A 19,344-nucleotide genomic window follows, 5' to 3' on the forward strand; every position below is an offset into this window, starting at 1 on the left:
CCAGAGCGATCGCTACGGGCATCGGACCGTCCAGGCCGGACCAGGAGCCCGTGGACGTGAGGGAAACCGCCCACCCGCAACGGACCACGCCCCCAGAGACGTGCCGCCGAGCGGGAAGAGAACGCGGAGACCCAGTGCATCCAAAACCGTTCGGGATGCGCCCAGTACGCACCAGTGGGTCCAAGACTCACTCCTGCACACTGGCTAGGAACGGTGGAGATGGACCACCGGAGCGTACGAAACCTCGGGCCCGTCTGCCGAGGCGCGCGCCTGCAGCTCCGTCAACCGGTGGGCCCGCTGCTCGAAGTGCTCGACGGCTCTGTCGTACGCCTCCTGCGTGACCGGCGGGTCGGCCGGCACGTAGGTCCGGCCACCGGGCCCCGCCACCAGGACCCGCAGGGGCCAGTCCTTGCTGTCCATGTCGCCCAGCGCACGGCGCCGCGAGACCGGGACGGCCAGGAACGCGGTCCGGGCAGCGGCCCGGTTCTCCTCCGTCCGGTGGGCGAGGAAGGCCTCGACGGCGGCCATGCAGCGGCCGGCCGAGTCGGGCCGCTCGTTCAGCCGGTCGACGGTGTCGCGGACTTCGGCGACCAGCAGGTCAGGGGTGAGCTGGTTCAGGGGCTCGCCGAACTTCCAGCGCGCCAGACCGTGTACGGACGCCTGGCCACCGTCAGGGAGGGTGGTGGCCACCCAGCCGGTCCGGACCTTCTCCTCGAACTCCTCCAGGGTGACCAGGCCCCAGCAGTCGACGAGACCGTCGGCGTAGATGAAGAGGTCGGTCAGGAAGTAGCGGCCGTTGCGGATGAAGGCGGGCCGCCAGGTGCCGGGTATGCGGACGCCGTCCACGACGCGATGGGTGGTTCGCTTGCCGATCATCCGGCTGATTCTGCCGCCGACGTGCACCCGCCCGGAATGGTTTACGGGTGTACACGAGCCCCGAGGAAGCCCGGAGGGACCCGCACGCGCCGGCAACCGGAGTTTGGCTGGTTTGTTGCTGAAACCTTGCCGGAGAGTGAATGAAGGCAGCCTTAAATCGCTCGTCACCATGGGTGGCGGGTGATTTTTGGTGGGGTCCCACGTCGCTGACGTGGGGTTCTGGGTCGTGACTGGTCTAGTCCTTCTTTGGTCCAAACCATTGACTCGGACCCGGAGTGATCGCTATCACTATCCCCACCTGAAGTCTTGCCTTCCCCTCCCACTTCCCCGGAGGCAGTTCATGCACATCCGTAAATCCCTCATCGCGGCCGCCGCTACGGCCGCGCTGGCCGGCGGGACGCTGGCCGCCTTCGCGGGACTCACCACCGCCTCGGCCGCCGAGGCCGGGACCACCGCAGCGGCCGGCAACGTCAAGATCGCCTACTACGACCAGTGGAGCGTGTACGGGAACGCCTTTTATCCCAAGCACCTCGATACCCGTGGCATAGCGAGCAAGTTGGACATCATCAACTACTCGTTCGGCAACATCCACCCCACCAACCTCACCTGTTTCGAGGCGAACAAGGCGGCGGGCGACGACAACAGCCCCAACGCCGGTGACGGTGCGGGCGACTCGTACGCCGACTACCAGAAGTCCTTCAGCGCGGCCGACAGCGTCAGCGGCGTCGCCGACAAGTGGGACCAGCCGATCGTCGGCGTGTTCAACCAGTTCAAGCAGCTCAAGGCGAAGTACCCGAACCTGAAGATCAACATCTCGCTCGGCGGCTGGACCTACTCGAAGTACTTCAGCGACGCGGCCAAGACCGACGCTTCTCGCAAGAAGCTCGTGACCTCCTGCATCGACCAGTACATCAAGGGCAACCTGCCCGTCGAGGGCGGCTACGGCGGCGTGGGCAGCGCGGCCGGCATCTTCGACGGCATCGACATCGACTGGGAGTACCCGGGCTCGTCGGGCGGCCACCTCGGCAACCACTACGCCCCCGAGGACAAGCAGAACTTCACGCTCCTGCTCAAGGAGTTCCGCGAGCAGCTCGACGCCCACGGCGCGGCCAACGGCGGCAAGAAGTACCTGCTGACCTCGGCCCTCCCGGCCGGCCAGGACAAGATCAAGTACATCGAGACGGACAAGATCGGCGCGTACCTCGACTACGCGAACATCATGACGTACGACATGCACGGCGCCTGGGACTCGGACGGCCCGACGTACCACCAGTCCCCGCTGCTGCCCTCGTCGTCGGACCCGACCGACCCGATCGCCCCGGGCACCGAGAAGTACAGCATCAAGAACGCCATCGACTCCTGGATCGACGGCAACGCGGCCTACGGGATCACCGGCGGCTTCCCCGCCAACAAGCTGACCCTGGGCTACGAGTTCTACTACCGCGGCTGGAAGGGCGTCACGCCCGGCACCACCAACGGCCTCGCCCAGCCCGCCACGCAGGGCTCCGCCGCCCGTCCGACCAGCCAGCAGGCCGGCATCGCGCTCTACAAGGAGCTCGGCGGCATCGTCGACAACCCGGCGACCACCTTCTGGGACGACCAGGCCAAGGCCTCGTACTTCTTCAAGGACGGCGAGTTCTTCACCGGCCTGAACCAGAAGTCCATCCAGGCCCGGGTCGACTACGGCAAGCAGCGCGGCCTGGCCGGCGCGATGATGTACTCCCTGCTCGGCCTGGACGCCAACGCGACCCTGCTGAACCAGATCTCGGACTCCCTGGGCGGCACCACGCAGCCTCCGGTCACCACGCCTCCGACCACAACCCCGCCGACCACGACGCCTCCGACCACGACGCCTCCGACGACCGCCCCGCCCACGGGCTGCGGTTCGACCCCGGCGTACGTCGCAGGCACGGTCTACACCGGCGGCAACGAGGTCTCGCACAACGGCCGCAAGTACAAGGCCCAGTGGTGGACGCAGAACGAGGTGCCCGGCACCACCGGTGAATGGGGTGTCTGGAAGGACCTCGGCGCCTGCTGATCCCCCCACCCCGCGCCGAGCGCCGGCAGCCCCCGCACCCTTCTCCCAGGGTGCGGGGGCTGCCGTGTGACATGGTTGCCGGATTCCCCGTACCGGAGCGTGCCGAAGTCATTACGCTCGGCGATGAGTTGGATCCGCACGCGTCCTCATGGGGGGTGACCATTCCCTTGGTCAACGTCCGCGACCTCGATCCCAGCGCCTCGCCGCTGGACTACTACGCGTACGAGCTGTGCCGCCTGAGAGAGGCGGCCGGGCTGAAGCAGGCGCAGCTGGGCGACATCATCTACTGCTCGGGCTCGCTGATCGGCATGATCGAGAACACGAAACGGGTCCCGACCCGGGACTTCTCGGAACGGCTTGACGCTGCGCTGGGTACGGATGGGCACTTCTCCCGGCTGGTGGGGCTGGTCCTGCGGAGCCAGCTGCCGAGCTGGTTCCAGGCGTATGCCGAGATGGAGGTGCGGGCGACGCACATCTCCTCGTTCCAGCCGCAGTTGGTCTACGGACTCTTGCAGACCGAGGCGTATGCGCGGGCTGTCCTCCTGGCAGGGTGGGGCGAGAAGCTCGACGAGGCGGTGGCCGCGAGGATGGAGCGTCAGCGCATCCTGCAAAGGGAACGCCCACCCCTTGTCTGGGTGATCCTGGACGAGGCGGTGCTGCATCGGCCCTTCGGTGGCCGCGGAATCATGCGGGAGCAGCTGGACCGGCTGCTGGAGTTCCAGCACCGGCGTGAAGTGGGGATCCAGATTCTCCCGTTCAGTGCTGGGCAACACCCCGCGACGGTAGGAGCGTTCAACGTCCTTCGGTTCGATGGCGACCCGGCTATCGTTTACGCCGAGAGCTACGGCTCGGCCCACGTGACAGCCAATCCCGAAACCGCCAGCGACTGTGCTCATCGCTACGATCACCTGCAGGCCGCGGCACTCTCCGTGGAGGATTCGGCAGCGTTGATCGCTCGCGTACGGGAGGAACGTTATGGGGACCATGCAGGACCTGACGGGCGCGCAGTGGCGTAAGTCCACCTACAGCGGTGGGACCGGCGGCGACTGTGTCGAGTGCGCCCCCCTCGGCTCGGCGGCCTGGCGCAAGGCTTCGTACAGCGGCACGACGGGCGGCGAATGCGTCGAGGTCGCCCCCCAGCCCTGCCGGGTCGCCGTCCGGGACTCCAAGTGTCCCGACGGCCCCGCCTTCACCGTCGCGCCGGAGGCGTTCGGAGTGTTCGTCCGGAGTCTGGGATACCGCTGACCAGTGCGAACGGGGAGCGGCTACACTTCCGGCCATCGGAAGGGGGGCCGGCCGACTCTTCAGTCATGCCGTCGTGTGGCGAACGCCGTCCTCCCCGCTTCGAGCCGGGACCCCCGGCATCGCACGCATCCGCGGGTCGGCCCGCGCAGCACTGAAGGAATACAGATGTCCCAGTCCCACGCCAGTCGCCGGACCATCCTCGCCACCCTCGTGGCCGCGGCCGCGGGCGGTCCGCTCCTGACCGGCCTCGCCGCGTCCCCGGCCGCCGCCGCCGGCGGTGACCTCTACACCGCGAACTCGGACCTGTACACGAAGACCGTCGAGGGCACGGACTTCGCGCGCCGCTTCAAGCGCCACGAGGCTTTCGACAACGACAAGCCCACCACCCCGGCCCCCCGTCTGAGCAGCGTGCTCGCCATCCACGGCGGCGGCATCGAGATGGGCACCTCCGAGCTCTGCCTGGGCATAGCCGGTTACCACCCCGAGACCCTCGCCCCCGTCACGGTCGGCGCCCCGGTGTACGACTACTGGATGCTCGAGGGCATGCGCTCCTCCAACAACGGCGAGCTGCACGTCACCTCCTCGCACTGTGACGACCCGATCGCGCGCTCCATCGCGGCCGGCAGCGCCAACGTCCTCAGCCTGCACGGCTGCACCGCCGCCCAGGCCGGCGCCCCCGCGGGCTCCCCCAAGGCGGTCGTGGTCGGCGGCCTCAACGCCCGCTTCCGCCAGCTGCTGTCCGCGAAGCTGTCCGCCGCGGGCTTCCAGGTGCTCGGCGGCAACCCGGAGAGCCTCAACGGCGACCTGCCGGAGAACATCTGCAACCGCACCCTGACGGGTGAGGGCGGCGGCCAGCTGGAGATCACCACCGAACTCCGCGCGAGCCTCTTCGGCAACTTCTCCGGTGCGGCCAACCGCGCGTCCAGCACCAACACGGAGTTCTGGAAGTTCGCCAACGCCTGCCGTGACGCCATCGTGGCGATGGAGACCGAGCAGCGCGCGCGCCAGAGCCTCTTCGTCTACTAAGAGGCGAGCAGGACCTCTCAGACCGGGGGGTGCGGGGCCGGCCCTTCAGGTGGGGCGGGCCCCGCACCCGTCTCCGCACCCGAATCCGTCCGCGCAGCCGCCTCCGCCGCCTGGCGGCTGATGATGCCGGCGATCACGTCCGGGGCCACCGCCCGGGAGTACAGCCAGCCCTGGCCGGTGTCGCAGCCGACGCGCCGCAGGCGGGCCGCCTGGCCGGCGGTCTCCACGCACTCGGCCGTCACCGTCAGGCCCAGCCGGTGCGCGAGCTGCACCAGGGCCTCGACGATGGTCTCGTCGGCCGGGTTCGGGTGGGAGCCCTCCTCGTAGCGGAAGCCGCGGACGAAGGAGCCGTCCAGTTTGAGGACGGAGACGGGCAGGCGGCTGAGGTAGGCGAGGTTCGAGTACCCGGTGCCGAAATCGTCGATGGCGATCCGCACCCCCATGTCGCTCAGCGCCTGGAGGGCCTGGAGCGGCCGGCCCGCCGAGCCCATGACGGCCGACTCCGTCAGTTCGAGCTGGAGGAGCTGGGGTGCCAGGCCGGTCTCCGCGAGGATCTCGGCCACGTCGCCGACCAGGTCGGAGTCCCAGACCTGGCGCACGGCCACGTTGACGGAGACGAAGACGGGGGAGTCGCTGGGCTGCTCGATCTGCCAGCGCCGGGCCTGCCGGCAGGCGGTCCGCAGCACCCAGCGGCCCAACTGGACGATGGACCCGTCCTCTTCGGCAATTCCGATGAACCGATTCGGCGTCAGCGTGCCGAACTGCGGGTGGTTCCAGCGCACCAGGGCCTCCACCCCGCGCACCGCCCCGCTCTCCAGGTCCACCAGCGGCTGGTACTCCACGTTGAACTCGCCGCGCTCCACGGCCGGCCGCAGCGTCGAGGACAGGGCCTGGCGGGTCATGCGGTGTGCGTTGCGCTCCGGGTCGAAGAGGGTCCAGCGGGCCTTGCCGTCCGCCTTGGCCCAGTAGAGGGTCGTGTCCGCGGCCTGCATCAGGCCGGTCGCCGAGGTCCCGGCGGCCGCCCGCTCCACCACGCCGATCGACGCGGAGACCGACAGCCGCTGACCGGCCAGGTCGAAGGGCTCCTGTACGGCGGCCAGCACGCTCCGCGCCAGGTCCGCGAGCTGCTCGGTGCCGGTGGAATCCTCGACCAGCAGGGCGAACTCGTCGCCGCCGAGCCGTGCCACCAGGTGCCCGCCGGTGCGCCCGTAGCCGGACTGGTCGGCGCACTGGGTGAGCCGCCCGGCGACGGCGGCCAGCAGCCGGTCGCCGACCCGGTGGCCCAGGGTGTCGTTGACGGCCTTGAACCCGTCGAGGTCCAAGTAGCAGAGCCCGATCCGGCCCGTGCCGCTCTGCCCGTACGAGGAGGCCTCCAGGGCGGCGGAGAGCCGCTCGAAGAACAGCGCCCGGTTGGGCAGCCGGGTCACCGGATCGTGCATCTGGAGGTGGCGCAGCCGGGCCTGGAGGTCGCGCCGGTCGCTGATGTCGGCGACGGAGAGCAGGACGTCACCGCTGTCGGTCCCGGGTACGGGGCCGAGGGTGATCTCGGTCCACAGGGAGTGCCCGTCGGGGTGCTTGAGCCGGCGGGTGCAGCGGAGCCGGGCCTGCCGGCCGCGCAGCACCTCCTGGTACGCCTGCCAGGTCCGGGCCTCGGAGGCCAGGTCCACCAGGTCGGCGGCGGACTGCCCGGCGAGGACGTGCGGCTCGGAGCCGAGGAGCGCGGCGAGGGCCTCGTTGGCGCCGGAGATGTGGCCGGTGCGGTCGACGACGGCCATGGGGAGGTGGGCCGCGTTGAAGGCGGCCCGGTAGTCGGCCCGGTAGCCGGCTTGGTGACCGGCCCCGTACTCGGCCTGGTGATCTGCGCGGTCCGGGGTTGCCGTCGCCGCCGGCGCTGCCGGGTGACGCTGCGTCATGGCCGGTCGGATGCTGTCGGCCGCCGAACCGGTTCCATCTGGGGTTCCGCTCACCGTTGGCTCCCGCAGTGCGTGTGAGTGTCCGTGCAGGAAAGTGTGCCGATCATAGAGGCTCCCGGACGGCCCTATCCAGCGGCGACGCCGTATGTGACGCGGGAGTTCGGTGTGATGACGGATCGTCGACGTGACACTGCCTGATCGTTTCCGCACGGCTGTGAGCATCCGGCGCCCACCACTGATCCGACCTGATCGGTCGTGACTTTCCGTAGGTGAATGTGCGAAACCCGGCGTCACCGGCTTGCCCTAGTGCTCACTCGTGTGGGGCAGCGGAACAGGGCATTAGTAAGACAATCGCCCCAAGGTGGATGAAGAGGTACTAATCCACCACCGGAGGTCGATGTGCCGCGACAGCAGACACCCGGGGGAGTGGACCGCTCCCGCATGCGAACCACGGCGGCGGCGCTCACTTCCCTGACGGCGCTCGCCGCCATGTCGCTCGTCGCGGGACCCGCGGTCGCCTCCCCCGGAGCCGGCCCCTGCGCGCTGACCCGTACCGCGGCCCACCACTCCCTGGGCCTGGACAGCTGGAACGGCGCCTATCCCAAGCCCGAGCGCACCCTCAACGCGGTCATGGTCTTCCTCTCCTTCCCCGACCACCGCACCACCCTGACCCCCGAGGAACTCACCGCCGACTACTTCCCGGCGACCAGCGAGTTCTTCGAGCGGGCCTCCTACGGCCGCTTCCGGCTGGTCCCGCACCCGCAGAAGCAGTGGATCCAGATGCCGAAGCCGTCCGCCGCGTACGGGATACAGCGCGACTGGGCCCCGGCGGACCGGGCCGCCTACCTGCGCGACGCGGTGGCCGGAGCCGATCCGGCGGTGGACTTCAGCCGGTACGACGTCGTCTACTTCGTCGCCGACCCGGACGCGCCCGGCGTGGACTCCGACGCCACCAAGGTCGTCAACTTCGAGCAGCCGATCCGGGCGGACGGCGCCGACCTGCGCCGCATCGTCACGGTCTTCGAGAAGCACCCGCCGGACCGCAACGTGCTGGCCCACGAGACCGGGCACGTCTTCGACCTGCCGGACCTCTACCACCGGCCCTCGGACGGCAAGGGCGACTGGGACACCTACGTCGGGGACTGGGACGTCATGGGCAGCCAGTTCGGCATGGCCCCGGACCTCTTCGCCTGGCAGAAGTGGAAGCTCGGCTGGCTGGACGCCTCCCAGGTGGACTGTGTGGGAACCGGCTCCTCCCTGCACACCCTCCAGCCGCTCTCCGAGGCACCGCGCCCCGGCGCCACGGGCGGCACCCGGCTCGCGGTGGTCCGTACGGGCCCCGGCAGCGCGATCGCCGTCGAGGCGCGGGGCTCCGCCGGGAACGACGGGGACACCTGCACCGAAGGCGTCCTCATCTACCGGGTCCGCAACGAGGCGGCCTCGGGCGGCGGGCCCATCGAGGTCGTGGACGCGCACCCCGACACCGAGGCCTGCTGGGACCGGTCGGTGTACCCGCCGCTGGCGGACGCCCCGCTGGAGGTGGGGGAGGCCTTCACCATCCCGGGCGAGCGGATCACCGTCGAGGTGGCGGACCGCACGCAGTCGGGCGCGTACACGGTGAAGATCACGCGCGAGGCGGGGTGAGGAACCCGGTATCCCGGGCCCGGGACGGGATACCGGGATGCCGGGATACGAAAAAGACCCCCACTCGCGTGGGGGTCTTTCTCCGTCTGTGCGCCGCCAGGGACTCGAACCCCGGACCCGCTGATTAAGAGTCAGCTGCTCTAACCAACTGAGCTAGCGGCGCTTGGTGACGAGGAAGACATTAGCACCCCGACCGGCGATCGGAAAAATCGATATCCGCAGCTCGGGTGGCACGGACGAACGCCCACAGCAGCGCCTCCGGCCCGGGCAGCCAGGGCAGCCGGGTGTCGGGGGCCACGAGCCAGCGCGAGGGCCCCCCGTCGGCGGCCAGCGGCGGCACGGTGACGGCGTCGCCGGGGCCGTGGCAGAGCGGGGCGGGCACGGGGGTGCTCCACTCCTCCCAGGCCAGCAGGGCCGGGAGCCGGTGGGCGGTGCCGGGGGTGGCGAAGAGCAGGGTCCGCCCGCGGTGCACGGCGGCCGGCCCGGAGCCGGGGCCTTCGGCCCAGAGCAGGTCGAGCATCCGGCGCCCGAGGACGAGGGGGACGTTGACGACGTCGAAGGCGGTCCCGCAGGGCAGCACGGCGGGCGCGGTGGGCCGGGCCTGCCAGGCGGCCAGCGTGCCGCCGGGCTGGGCGGACGCCGAGGCCAGCCAGGCGGCGCCGGCCGGGGTGACGTGGGTCGCGGAGGCGGTCGTCGTCCGCAGGTCGAGCGCGGGGCAGCTGGTCAGCGTCGTCATACGTCCAGGTCTACCCGGGGTAGCGGACCGGTCTCCGGGAGTTACGGAAAACCGGGACAGGCCGGGTGGGACTGGGGTATGTTGCGCCCCGCATATGCCAGGGGTCGCGGCCGGGGGTGCCCTCAGGCGCCCTCGGGGGAGGTGCCGCGCAGCAGGGACTCGCCGAACTCGATCATCTTGCGGGCGTAGTCCTCGGTCCACTCCGCCTGCTCCGCGATCGCGGCCGCCGACAGCCGGTCGAACCGCCGGGGATCCGCGAGCTGCGCCGCGGCCACCGCCTGGAACTCCACCGCCCGCTCCTGGGCGGCCCGGAAGGCCAGCGTCAGCTCTGTCGCCCGGACCAGCAGTTCCCGCGGGTCGTCGATCGATTCGAGGTCGAAGAAGTGCTCCGGGTCCGTGACGGTCTCCGACGGCTCGAAGAGCAACTGCGCGGGCCGCAGCCTCCGCTCGGTCCGCTCGGGCTCTGCCATGCGTGTCCTCCTGCTGGACGTGAGAAAAGCTTCCGGGCCACCGTCCATTGTCCAGCTTCACGCAAGGGCGCCCGAAGCCCCCGGCGCATGGGCTAGAACGTGCGTATGACCGATGGTGTGCACGAGGCGCTGGACAAGCTCTGTGACGAGGGCATCGAGCAGGTGATCGGCTGGCGCCGTCATCTGCACCGCAATCCGGAGCTGCCCAACCGCGAGGCCGCCACCGCGCGGCTCGTGGCGCGGGAGCTCACCGGGTTCGGGCTGGACGAGGTGCGGACCGGCATCGCCGGGCACGGGGTGGTCGGGGTGCTGCGCGGCGGCCGGCCCGGGGACCGGGTGGCGGCGCTGCGGGCCGACATGGACGCACTGCCCGTCCCCGACCGCTGCGGCGCGGACTTCGCCGCCACCGGGCAGGCCTCGCACGCCTGCGGCCACGACTGCCACACCGCGATGCTCCTCGGAGCCGCGCGCGCACTGGCCGACGTACGGGTGCGGGAACGGCTGCCCGGAACCGTGCTGTTCGTGTTCCAGCCCGCCGAGGAGGGCCCGCCGGTCGGCGAGGAGGGCGGGGCGCGCCTGATGGTGGCCGAGGGGGCCTTCGCGGATCCCGTCCCCACGATGGCCTTCGGCATGCACGTCACCCCGCACCCCAAGGGCTGGGTGGGCTACAAGTCCGGGCCGATGTACGGGGCCTCCTGCCTGGTCCGGGTCACCGTCACCGGCCGGCAGTCCCACGCCTCCTCCCCCTGGTACGGCATCGACCCGATGCCCGCCGTCGGGGCGCTGCTGACCGGGATCGGCCAGCTCTACCGGCAGGTGTCGGCGTTCTCCCCGGTCACGGTCTCCATCGGCCACATCGAGGACGTCGGCTGGTACAACGTGATCGGTGAAACGGTCACCCTGTGGGGCACCATCCGCTGCGCCGAGGAGCGGGACATGCCCGAGGTGAAGCGTCGGCTGACCGTGCTGGCGGAGCACACGGCCGAGGCCTACGGGGCCTCCGCGACCGTCGAGCTGCTCCAGGACGTGCCCGCCGTGCGCAACGATGCGGCCTGGGTCGAGGCCGCGCTGCCCACCCTGCGCCGGGTCGCGGGCGCGGACCGGGTGGTGGAGGTCGGCGGCACGCTCGGCTACGACGACGTCTCCGAGCTCATCACCCGCTTCGGCGGGCTGTACGTGATGCTCGGCGTCCAGGACACCGCCCTGGACCCGGCGAGCGGCGAACCCGTGGCCGTCCCCGGCGGCCGGGGCCTGGCGGGCAACCACCACCCCGCCTTCTACGCCGATGACGCCACCCTGATCACGGGCGTACGGCTGCACGCGCATGCCGCGTACGACCACCTGGCGGGGGCCCTCGTCACGCGCTGACCGGCGTCCGCGCCAGGGCGGCGAGCTCGTCCAGTACGGCTGCCAGTTCGCCCGCGAGGCCCTCCGGGGCCCGGAACCCGTCGGCCGTGACCAGCCCGGTGATGCCCGGGACGGCCACCGAGGCCTTGGTGGGCACCATGCCGACGGCCTCCAGCACCGGCCGCAGCATCCGGCCGGCCGGGGCGCCGCCGGAGCCGCCCGCGCTGTAGGAGAGCAGCCCGACCGGCTTGCCCTGCCATTCGCGGTAGAGGAAGTCGACGGCGTTCTTGAAGGGGGCGGTGAAGCCGCGGTTGTACATCGGCAGGACGAAGAGGAAGGCGTCGGCGGAGTCGACCAGGGCGCTCCACGCGCGGGTGTGGGGGTGGGCGTAGATCCCGGTGGACGCGTACTCGGGCTCGTCGAGGAAGGGCAGGGCGATCTCGGCGAGGTCGACGGGGGTGACCTCGAAGCGGCTGTGCTCGCGCGCCTGGTCGGCGGCCCAGCGGGCCAGGGGGCGGGCGGCGGAGGTGGGGCGGACGGAGGCGGAGACGACGTGCAGGCGGATCGGGTGCGGGTTCACGGGGGGCTCCTCGCGGCCGGGGCGGTTTTGTTGACGTGTCACCTATGAGAGCGCGGGGATGGGTGACGTGTCAACTAGATAGGTGACGTGTCACGTACCGGTCTAGACTTCGACCATGACCGAGAACGAGCGTGGGAGCGGGGGCGAGAGCGGCCCGCGCTGGCTCAGCGAGCCCGAACAGCAGGCCTGGTACGCCTGGCGGCGGATGTTTCCGCTGGTCAACGCCGATATCGCGCGCGATCTGACCCAGGACAGCGGGCTCTCCGAAGCCGACTACGACGTCCTGTCCGTCCTCGGCTCCACCGACGGCCACCGCATGCGCATCAGCGCCCTGGCCGTCCTCATGCAGTGGTCCCGCAGCCGGCTCTCCCACCAGCTCACCCGGATGGAGCAGCGCGGCATCGTCCGCCGCCAAGAGGTGGCCGACGACGGGCGCGGCGCCGAAGTGGTGCTCACCGAGCAGGGCGTCACCACGATCATGACGGCCGCACCGCTCCATGTGGAGTCGGTGCGGCGCCACCTGATCGACATCCTGACCCCGGAACAGCTCCGCACGTTCGCCGAGGTCGGCGAACTGCTCCGCACCCGCCTGGGCGTGGAACGCAAAACCCGCTGAGCCGTCCGGGAAGGCTCAGCTGGTGAAGTAGCCGGCGTCGAGCCCGATCCAGCCGGTGAGCTGGCGCTGGTCGTAGACGACCAGCGAGCCGTCGGTAAGGACCTCCCAGCGGATGGTGAGGGAGTCGGAGACCCCGGCGCCGGTGGTCACTCCGACCAGGCCCTGGGTCCGGTTGGGGCGGATGTGCGGCGGCAGGGTGAGGATCTTCTCGCCGTTGGTCCACGGAGCACCGTCGGCGCGGGACAGCCGCAGGTGGAGGTCGACGCGGTTGCCGAGCTGGCGGTACTGGGGAACGTAGTTCCCGGAGTTGGGGGTGTAGACGGCGGTGTCGTAGTCCAGGTTGGTCCACGGGACGTGCTCGCCCGTGCCGTCGGTGGTGGCGGTGATGCCGTAGAGGGCCATGTGGCGCGGTCCTGGTTCTTGGGTGGCGAAGCCGAAGACGAGCTGCGGCCCGTCGGGCGTTCGGCGGACGGTGATGGATTCGGTCTCGCGGTGGGACAGGTCGAGGGCCGTGGTGTTGAACCGCCGCTCGATGGTCTTCCCGGTGGTGATGTCGTAGACGTTCCACCAGGAATTGCCGGGGAGCGGGTTGGTGGCGCTGTAGGCGCCGCCCTCGTTCTGGTACACGAGGTTCCCGTACAGGCACCAGGACTGGGTGGCGTACCGGGCCGGGAAGCCGTACAGCGGCGTGAAGGCACGGCGCTTGAAGGCGTCGAGCTCGTAGACGCGGTACTCGTCGGCGCCGGGCAGCCCGTGGCGCACCCCGATGCGGCCGTGTTCGACGTCCAGGGACGGGGTGACCCGGGAGGACCCCGGAACGGGGTCGAACACCTCGATGCGGGCGTCCCCCGCATCGACGATGGCATTGGGCGTGAACTCCAGGCGGCCGATGCGCTTGCCGTAGGCGAGGCCGGTGGTGACGGGGTCGGCGTCGGTCTCCAGCCAGAGCCAGGCCCGGCCGTCGACGTGCTCGACGCCCAGTCCGCCGCCGTGGCCGAAGCCCCTCAGGAACATGACGGCGCGGACGGTGCCGTCCGGAGCGAGCTCGTTGACGCACAGGTCGCCCCGGAGAGCGCGCGCGCCGTCGGGCAGGCGGGCGGGCTCGTCGGCCAGCCGGCGGCCGTCACTGATGAGCTGCGTCACGTAGGCCAGGCCGGTCACCGGATCGAAGGCGACCTGCTGGTGCACCCTGCCCTGGGCGAGCAGGATCTCCCCGCCGAAGAGGGCGACCGGCTGGGCCCGCAGGTCGAACCTGTGCCCTGCGTGCAGGGCCGGCCCGGCCGGCAGTGCGGCGACGGCTGCGGGGGCGACCTGGCGGCCGGCCGCCTGCGCGGTTCTGGCGGGGGCGATGACCGGCGCGGCGGCCACGGCGGCCACAGCGGTCAGGAGGGTACGGCGGGTCAGCGACATGGGGCCGCCGCGATCCTCGACGGGCCGAGGCACGGTATGCGGGTGGAGCGAGACGACATGGACGTACGAGCCCCCTTCTCAAATGATCACTTGTACGGTCGCGTGATCTTTACATACGGGAGCGAGGGGGCTCCTGCGGGGCTACGGCCGCCAGGCCACCCGGTGTTCGGCCAGGTGGGCCAGTACCGAGTGGTTGGCCTCCCAGCCGTCCGGGCTGTGTTCACCGGCCGCCTCCGGCGGCGTGCCGGACTCCGTCCGGCGATCGGGCGCCGGGTTCCGGTGGTCAGGGCCGCCAGGCCACCCGGTGCTCCGCCAGGTGGGCCAGCACCGAATGGTTGGCCTCCCAGCCGTCCGGGAACTTCATGGTCACGCCCAACTGCACCGGTTCCGAGGACGGATGGGCGTCCAGCAGCTCCGCTATCCCCGCCCTGGCCACCACCACGCAGGCGTGCCGGTGCCGTGAGGCCAGGACGCAGAGCCGGCCCGTCTCCAGGTGGAAGGCGGTCGCGTCCGGGCGGCCCGACAGGGGGTGCAGGACCACCGTGAGGTCGTACTCGCGGCCCTGGAGCCGGTTGGCCGTGTCCACCGTGACCCCCGTGACCCCGAGCGCGGACAGCGCCGCCCGGACCGCCGCCGCCTGGTCCCGGTGCGCGGTGCCGACCGCGATCCGGTCCGCCGTCAGCGGGGACGGGCCGGCCGCCTGCTCGTCCACCGTCACCGCACCCCGGTCCAGCGCCCGGCGCACGACCAGGGCCACCGCCCGCACCGCCTCCGGGTCGGTCCGCGGGGTGTGCCGGGCCGGCAGCTCCAGCAGCCCCCACCCCGACTCGGCGGCCTCGTCCAGCACCCGGTCGGGGCCCGAGCCGTCGCCCGCGACCCCGTAGGACATCCGCCGCTCGCCCGGGCCCGTACCGCTGCGGAACTGCGTGTACGGGTAGAACGCGCGGGAGACCAGCGGCGCGGCCGAGGCCGGCAGCCGCCAGGACACCGGCAGCCGGTGCTGCGGCAGGTCCGGGTTGTGCGCGAGGAGGGTGGACACCGCCGAGGCCGAAGGATCGTAGGACAGGCCCGCCCACTGCTCGGCGCCGACCACGCTGAAGGGATCGAGCTGCCCCGGGTCGCCCACGAACAGCGCCCGGTCGAACAGCCCGGCCACGGCCAGCAGCGCGTCCGAGCGCATCTGGTACGCCTCGTCCACGATGGCGTGCTCCCAGGGCTCCACGTCCTTGACCCACGCCCACTTGGCCGCCGTCGAGATGGTCACCGGCAGCCCCGCGAGGTCCGCCGGCTTCGCCGAGAGGACCACCGAGTCCAGCTCGCGCAGGGCGGGATCGTAGGCGTCGCCCTCACTGCTGTGCAGCCGGCCCACCTTCAGCTCCGGATCCTTCGCGTGCAGCCGCAGCACCAGGTCGTCGACCTGCGCGTTGGTCTGCGCGACCACCATCAGCCGGCGCCCGGCCGCCGCCAGGTCCCGGGCCGCCCGGACCACCAGGGTGGACTTCCCGGCCCCGGGCGGGGAGTCGACGACCACGCCCCGGGCCCCGCCGTGCAGGGTGTCGCGCAAGATGGCGTCGGTGGCCCGGCCGGCGGCCGCGCCCGGATCGAAAGCGGTGCTCACAGGAGGTCCTCGGCGGTCACGGGGTCGGGCAGCGGCAGCGCGGGGGCGTCACCGGTCAGGTGCGCGGGCGGCCCGCCGTGGGTCCACGGGGTCCGCTCGGCGTCCGGCAGCTTCGGGCCGCCGCGCGCGTCGTGCTCGAACAGCGTCCAGCACACCCGGTCGCCCTTCTCCGGCACCGAGCCCGGCTCCGGGTCCTTGCCGCGGCCCATCTTGTCGAGGACGCGCAGCACGAGCCGGCCGTCCTCCTCCCGGCGCACGAACTGCGCGCTCTGCGGGCGCCCGTCGAGGGACCGGTACACCTTCGGGCCACCGCCGCCACCGCCGCCGCCGTCCTCCGTGAGCTGCGGCCGGTCCTCCGTGGCCACCCACACCAGCGGACGCGGGCTCGGCCGCTTCGACTCCGTCCACTCCATGACGACTTCGGTGACCTCGCCGGCGAAGGCCTCGCCCGCCAGCCGCCGCCCCGCCATCACCAGCAGGTCGTCCAGCGCCTCCTGGGCGTCGAGCCGCACCTGCTCGGTCTCCCGCGTCGCGAGCTTGCGCGCGGCCGTCACCGCGTCGTCGCGGCGCGGCTGCGGGCCCTCGCCCGCCCGGACCCGGTCCCGGTGGCCGGTGTACGACCAGCGGTCACCGGTCCAGCGGTCCTCGGTGCGCTGCCCGGGAGGCAGTTCGCGCAGCAGGGCGATCGATTCCCAGACCGCCCGCCAGGTGCCCTCCATCTGCTCCACGACCAGCCGCCGGACCGCCTGCTCGGCCGCCGCGCGGGGTCCGTCCCCGCCCCCGGGCTCGACCGCCCGCGCTGCGTCGAACTTCGCGATCGCCGGGGCCAGCAGCTTGTTGTCGAAGGCCGGATCGGTGGCCGGACCGGCCGGCGGGACCAGCAGCAGGCCTCGCGGGTCCCGGCCGAGCTCCGCGCGCAGCGCCCGCTCGGCGCCGGATTCCCCCTCCGGCGGGTCGATCCACGCCAGCAGGGCGCCGAGGTGCTGGTCCTCCAGATTGCTCTGCCCGGTCGCCCAGTGCCGTGACAGCAGGTCCGTCGCCGACAGCAGCATCGAGGAACCGGGCACCCGGGAGCGCTCGGTGAGGTGCGTGAACCAGCGCCCGAGCAGCGGCACCCGCGCGGGCGCCGGATACGGGTGCTCGGGGTCCTCCTCGGCGGTCCGCCGGAACCGCATGGACCGCCCCAGCAGCCGGACGTACTCGATGCCCGCGCGGCTCGGCACGATCAACTGCGGCGCGTCCAGGCAGAGCTCGGCCTCCACCTTGACCCGCTTGCCCGTCTCCGGGTCGGTCTCGGTGCGCTCCACCGGCTCGACGGCGTCCGCGTAGCCCTCGATGTACGGGACCACGTGCCCGGCCAGCTCCGCCAGGAACTCCCACCGCAGGTCCCGGTCGCGCGGCTGCGGTATGGCCAGGACGTGCGGCCGGTCCGGATCGGTGCCGACCATCGCGCCGAGCGGAGCCCCGGCCTCGCCCGCCGTGGTCAGCGGTACGAAGACCAGCGGGCGCTCGCTCAGGTGCCGGTGCCGTACGGTCGCCAGCGGCTGGGCCCGCCCGGCGCGGACGGCCTCCAGCCGGGCCAGGGTGTTCAGCAGGGACATGCGGCTGCCTCCGTTGCCTCCGTGCGGACGCGGGCGGGGGCCTGCTCCAGCGCCTCGGCGCGCAGCCGGGCGGCCTGCCGCAGCGCGGCGGCCGTGGGGTCCTCGGGGGCCGCGCCGTCGGGAGCCCCGCACCCCGCGGCCGCCGCGAGGGCGGCCTCGACCGTGGTCAGCCCGCCCAGCTCGCCCCGTACGGAGCGGCCGAGCGCGGTCACCTCGTCGGCCGTACGCGCCCGGTCCCGGCAGTGGAAGGCCAGCTCGCAGGCGGCCAGGCACTCGGGGGCGTAGGCGGCGGACACGGCCGACACGGCCTCGGTCAGCTCCTCGGCGGAGCACGCCGGATCGAAGGTGAGGCCCGCGGGCAGGTTCTCGGCGAGTTCCTCGACCCGGGTGAGCCGCTCCAGCTGGCGCCGGGTCACGGAGCGCTCGCGGCGGATGTCCACGGGGGCGGCGGTGGGCAGGTTGGAGAAGTCTTTGGGGCAGACGAGCAGCACCGTGTGCCCGACCTCGGCGCCGGCCACCTTCGCGGCGGTCGTCTCCAGGGCGAGGACGTAGACGGCGGCCTGGCGGGCGGCGGCGCCCACCTTCGCGGCGTCGGCGGCCCCGTCGATCATCGGGAACGACTTGATCTCCACGACGGACCAGCGCCCGTCGGGGTGGACGACGACCGCGTCCGGCTCCAGGTAGGCGGGGGAGCCGGCCACCTCCAGCGCGAGCATGGGGTGGTCCAGCAGGGTCCAGGCCCCGGCGGCGGTCGCCTCGCGCAGCGCGAGCGCCGTGCGGGCGGCGCGGCCCTGGGGGCCGGCGGCGGTGAGGTCGGGGGTGAGGGCGTCCGGTCCGGGCGGGGCGGCCGCGCCGCCGGATCCCGCGCCGAGGTGCTCGTACACCAGCCGCAGGAGCTCGGCTCCGCCGTCGCCCTTGACCTTGGCCTCGAAGGAGTTGCCGCGCACGATGGCGAACTGCGACTGCCCGAAGGCCGCGGGGGAGCCGAGGGCCGCCGCGAGCACGGTCTTGTCCACCCCGGCGCCGTCGAGCAGGGCGCGTCTGCCGCAGCCGGGGTTGGCGGCGAGGGCCGCCAGCGCGCGGGCGTCGAGCGGGCGCGGTGCGACGGCGGGGCCGCGCAGATCAGCGAGCCGCTGCCGCAGCGTCTTCGGGGGATTCGGGGGATTCATCGGCCGCGCGGCCTGCGTGGCCTGCCATGCCGCCGGCTGCGCCGTCGGCCCGGGGGACCGCGGCGGGGTCTGCGGCGGCTGACCGCTGGACGGGTAGGAGCTCACCCGCGGAAGTCTCCCATCCGCCACCGACAATCGTGGACTTACCGCGGAAACCGGCTGTTCGGGCGGTACGCGGGGACGACCCGGCGGACCCCGCGGACCCCGCGGACCCCGCGGACCCGGCCGGTGCGGGGGATCCGGCGATCCCGGTGGCCCCGACGATCCCGGCGGGCAGGGCGCGGGCGGCGACGTAGCCGGCCCCCATCACGGCGGCCCCGGCGACGGCGTCGAGGAAGTAGTGGTTGGCCGTGCCCATGACCACGAGGGTGGTGACGGCGGGGTACGCGGCGCCGAGCGCCCGCACCAGCGGCCGGCGCGCGCAGCACCACAACACGACACCGCACCACAGGGCCCACCCCACGTGCAGGCTGGGCATCGCCGCGAACTGGTTGGTGAAGGAGCCGAGCCCGCGCGGCGCGCTGGCCTCTCCGCCCCACCAGCCGTAGGCGCTGTAGCGGGCCATCGTGTCGGTGAACCCGTACGAGGCGTCGAGCAGCCGGGGCGGGCAGGTGGGGACCAGGGCGAAGCCGACGAGCCCGAGGAGGGTGGAGAGCATCAGCCAGGTGCGGGCGAATCGATACTGCTGGGGGCGGCGCCGGTAGAGCCAGATCAGCACCGCCGGGGTGACGAGGTAGTGCAGGGAGGCGTAGAGGAAGTCGGCGGGTATGCCGAGGACCGCCTGGCCGGTGAAGAGCCGGTTGAGCGGCCGCTCCAGGTCGATGGCCAGGAGCTCCTCCAGGCGCAGGATCGCGAGCCCGTGCTCCACGGCCAGCCCGACGTCGCCCCGGGCGAGGAGTCTGCCGCCCGAGTACGCCGCGTAGACGAGCCCCAGGAGCAGCAGTTCGGCCCACCATCGTGGAGGCTGCCGCCTATTAGTCATACGCCGTATGACGTGTGTGAAGACGTAAGGGTTGCGTGGCGTTCATCGGAGGCCTCCAGGGGAACCCCGCCCT

The 19,344-nt window shown here is 72.2% G+C and carries 15 protein-coding genes, 1 tRNA gene and 2 pseudogenes; 7 read left to right on the plus strand and 11 right to left on the minus strand.

Features of this window, described 5'->3' with window-relative positions; translation table 11 throughout:
* Positions 1 to 207: 207 nt before the first annotated feature.
* Positions 208 to 876 (minus strand): annotated as a pseudogene (locus AC061S_RS34865) (DUF7638 domain-containing protein); the annotation flags it as partial.
* Positions 877 to 1,216: 340 nt separating this feature from the next.
* On the opposite strand from AC061S_RS34865, the gene AC061S_RS34870 reads away from it, so the two are divergent.
* From AC061S_RS34870 to AC061S_RS34885, 4 genes are all read left to right on the plus strand, one after another.
* On the plus strand, positions 1,217 to 2,914 hold the full coding sequence (locus tag AC061S_RS34870) for a glycosyl hydrolase family 18 protein (RefSeq protein ID WP_478689891.1): 1,698 nt from the start codon (positions 1,217 to 1,219) through the stop codon (positions 2,912 to 2,914).
* A 167-nt stretch (positions 2,915 to 3,081) separates the two neighbouring features.
* Entirely contained in the window at positions 3,082 to 3,930 is an 849-nt protein-coding gene (locus AC061S_RS34875) for a helix-turn-helix domain-containing protein (protein ID WP_478689925.1), read from the plus strand.
* The gene (locus AC061S_RS34880; protein WP_478689892.1) at positions 3,890 to 4,159 is read left to right on the plus strand and encodes a DUF397 domain-containing protein; all 270 of its coding nucleotides are present in this window, start codon (positions 3,890 to 3,892) and stop codon (positions 4,157 to 4,159) included. The genes AC061S_RS34875 and AC061S_RS34880 overlap by 41 nt, the downstream gene beginning before the upstream one ends.
* A 165-nt stretch (positions 4,160 to 4,324) precedes the next feature.
* Entirely contained in the window at positions 4,325 to 5,185 is an 861-nt protein-coding gene (locus tag AC061S_RS34885) for a poly-gamma-glutamate hydrolase family protein (RefSeq protein ID WP_478689893.1), read from the plus strand.
* A gap of 17 nt (positions 5,186 to 5,202) precedes the next feature.
* Here AC061S_RS34885 and AC061S_RS34890 read toward each other — a convergent pair whose 3' ends face one another.
* The gene (locus tag AC061S_RS34890) at positions 5,203 to 7,098 is read right to left on the minus strand and encodes a putative bifunctional diguanylate cyclase/phosphodiesterase (protein ID WP_478689894.1); all 1,896 of its coding nucleotides are present in this window, start codon (positions 7,096 to 7,098) and stop codon (positions 5,203 to 5,205) included.
* A gap of 441 nt (positions 7,099 to 7,539) precedes the next feature.
* Between AC061S_RS34890 and AC061S_RS34895 the strand changes: the two genes are divergently transcribed.
* Positions 7,540 to 8,742, plus strand: coding sequence for a M6 family metalloprotease domain-containing protein (locus AC061S_RS34895; RefSeq protein WP_478689895.1), 1,203 nt, complete (start codon positions 7,540 to 7,542; stop codon positions 8,740 to 8,742).
* A gap of 89 nt (positions 8,743 to 8,831) precedes the next feature.
* Here the strand turns inward: AC061S_RS34895 and AC061S_RS34900 are convergent.
* The 3 genes and pseudogenes from AC061S_RS34900 to AC061S_RS34910 form a co-directional block, all read right to left on the minus strand.
* A tRNA-Lys gene (locus tag AC061S_RS34900) sits at positions 8,832 to 8,905 on the minus strand.
* Positions 8,896 to 9,478: pseudogene (locus AC061S_RS34905) on the minus strand (bifunctional DNA primase/polymerase). The gene AC061S_RS34900 and the pseudogene AC061S_RS34905 overlap by 10 nt, the downstream one beginning before the upstream one ends.
* A 122-nt stretch (positions 9,479 to 9,600) precedes the next feature.
* Positions 9,601 to 9,948 (minus strand): hypothetical protein, encoded by a 348-nt coding sequence (locus tag AC061S_RS34910; RefSeq protein WP_478689896.1) that lies wholly within the window; start codon positions 9,946 to 9,948, stop codon positions 9,601 to 9,603.
* Positions 9,949 to 10,053: 105 nt separating this feature from the next.
* Here AC061S_RS34910 and AC061S_RS34915 point away from each other — a divergent pair, with 105 nt between their 5' ends.
* Entirely contained in the window at positions 10,054 to 11,316 is a 1,263-nt protein-coding gene (locus AC061S_RS34915) for a M20 metallopeptidase family protein (RefSeq protein ID WP_478689897.1), read from the plus strand.
* Here AC061S_RS34915 and AC061S_RS34920 read toward each other — a convergent pair.
* On the minus strand, positions 11,306 to 11,875 hold the full coding sequence (locus AC061S_RS34920) for an NADPH-dependent FMN reductase (protein WP_478689898.1): 570 nt from the start codon (positions 11,873 to 11,875) through the stop codon (positions 11,306 to 11,308). The two genes, AC061S_RS34915 and AC061S_RS34920, sit on opposite strands and share 11 nt — an antisense overlap.
* 115 nt (positions 11,876 to 11,990) lie before the next feature.
* Here AC061S_RS34920 and AC061S_RS34925 point away from each other — a divergent pair, with 115 nt between their 5' ends.
* A complete protein-coding gene (locus AC061S_RS34925) occupies positions 11,991 to 12,491 on the plus strand; it encodes a MarR family winged helix-turn-helix transcriptional regulator (protein ID WP_478689899.1) in 501 nt (166 codons plus the stop codon).
* Between the two features lie 15 nt (positions 12,492 to 12,506).
* On the opposite strand, the gene AC061S_RS34930 is transcribed toward AC061S_RS34925, so the two are convergent.
* From AC061S_RS34930 to AC061S_RS34950, 5 genes are all read right to left on the minus strand, one after another.
* Positions 12,507 to 13,901, minus strand: coding sequence for a signaling protein (locus tag AC061S_RS34930; protein ID WP_478689900.1), 1,395 nt, complete (start codon positions 13,899 to 13,901; stop codon positions 12,507 to 12,509).
* Positions 13,902 to 14,184: 283 nt separating this feature from the next.
* On the minus strand, positions 14,185 to 15,519 hold the full coding sequence (locus AC061S_RS34935) for an AAA domain-containing protein (RefSeq protein ID WP_478689901.1): 1,335 nt from the start codon (positions 15,517 to 15,519) through the stop codon (positions 14,185 to 14,187).
* A complete protein-coding gene (locus AC061S_RS34940; protein WP_478689902.1) occupies positions 15,516 to 17,120 on the minus strand; it encodes a hypothetical protein in 1,605 nt (534 codons plus the stop codon). The genes AC061S_RS34935 and AC061S_RS34940 overlap by 4 nt, the downstream gene beginning before the upstream one ends.
* Positions 17,108 to 18,289 (minus strand): hypothetical protein, encoded by a 1,182-nt coding sequence (locus tag AC061S_RS34945; RefSeq protein WP_478689903.1) that lies wholly within the window; start codon positions 18,287 to 18,289, stop codon positions 17,108 to 17,110. Before AC061S_RS34945 ends, AC061S_RS34940 begins: the two co-directional genes overlap by 13 nt.
* Complete coding sequence (locus tag AC061S_RS34950; RefSeq protein WP_478689904.1) at positions 18,243 to 19,271, minus strand: phosphatase PAP2 family protein; 1,029 nt, start codon at positions 19,269 to 19,271, stop codon at positions 18,243 to 18,245. The genes AC061S_RS34945 and AC061S_RS34950 overlap by 47 nt, the downstream gene beginning before the upstream one ends.
* Positions 19,272 to 19,344 lie beyond the last annotated feature (73 nt).

The sequence above is a fragment of the Streptomyces sp. CA189 genome (assembly GCF_056428985.1).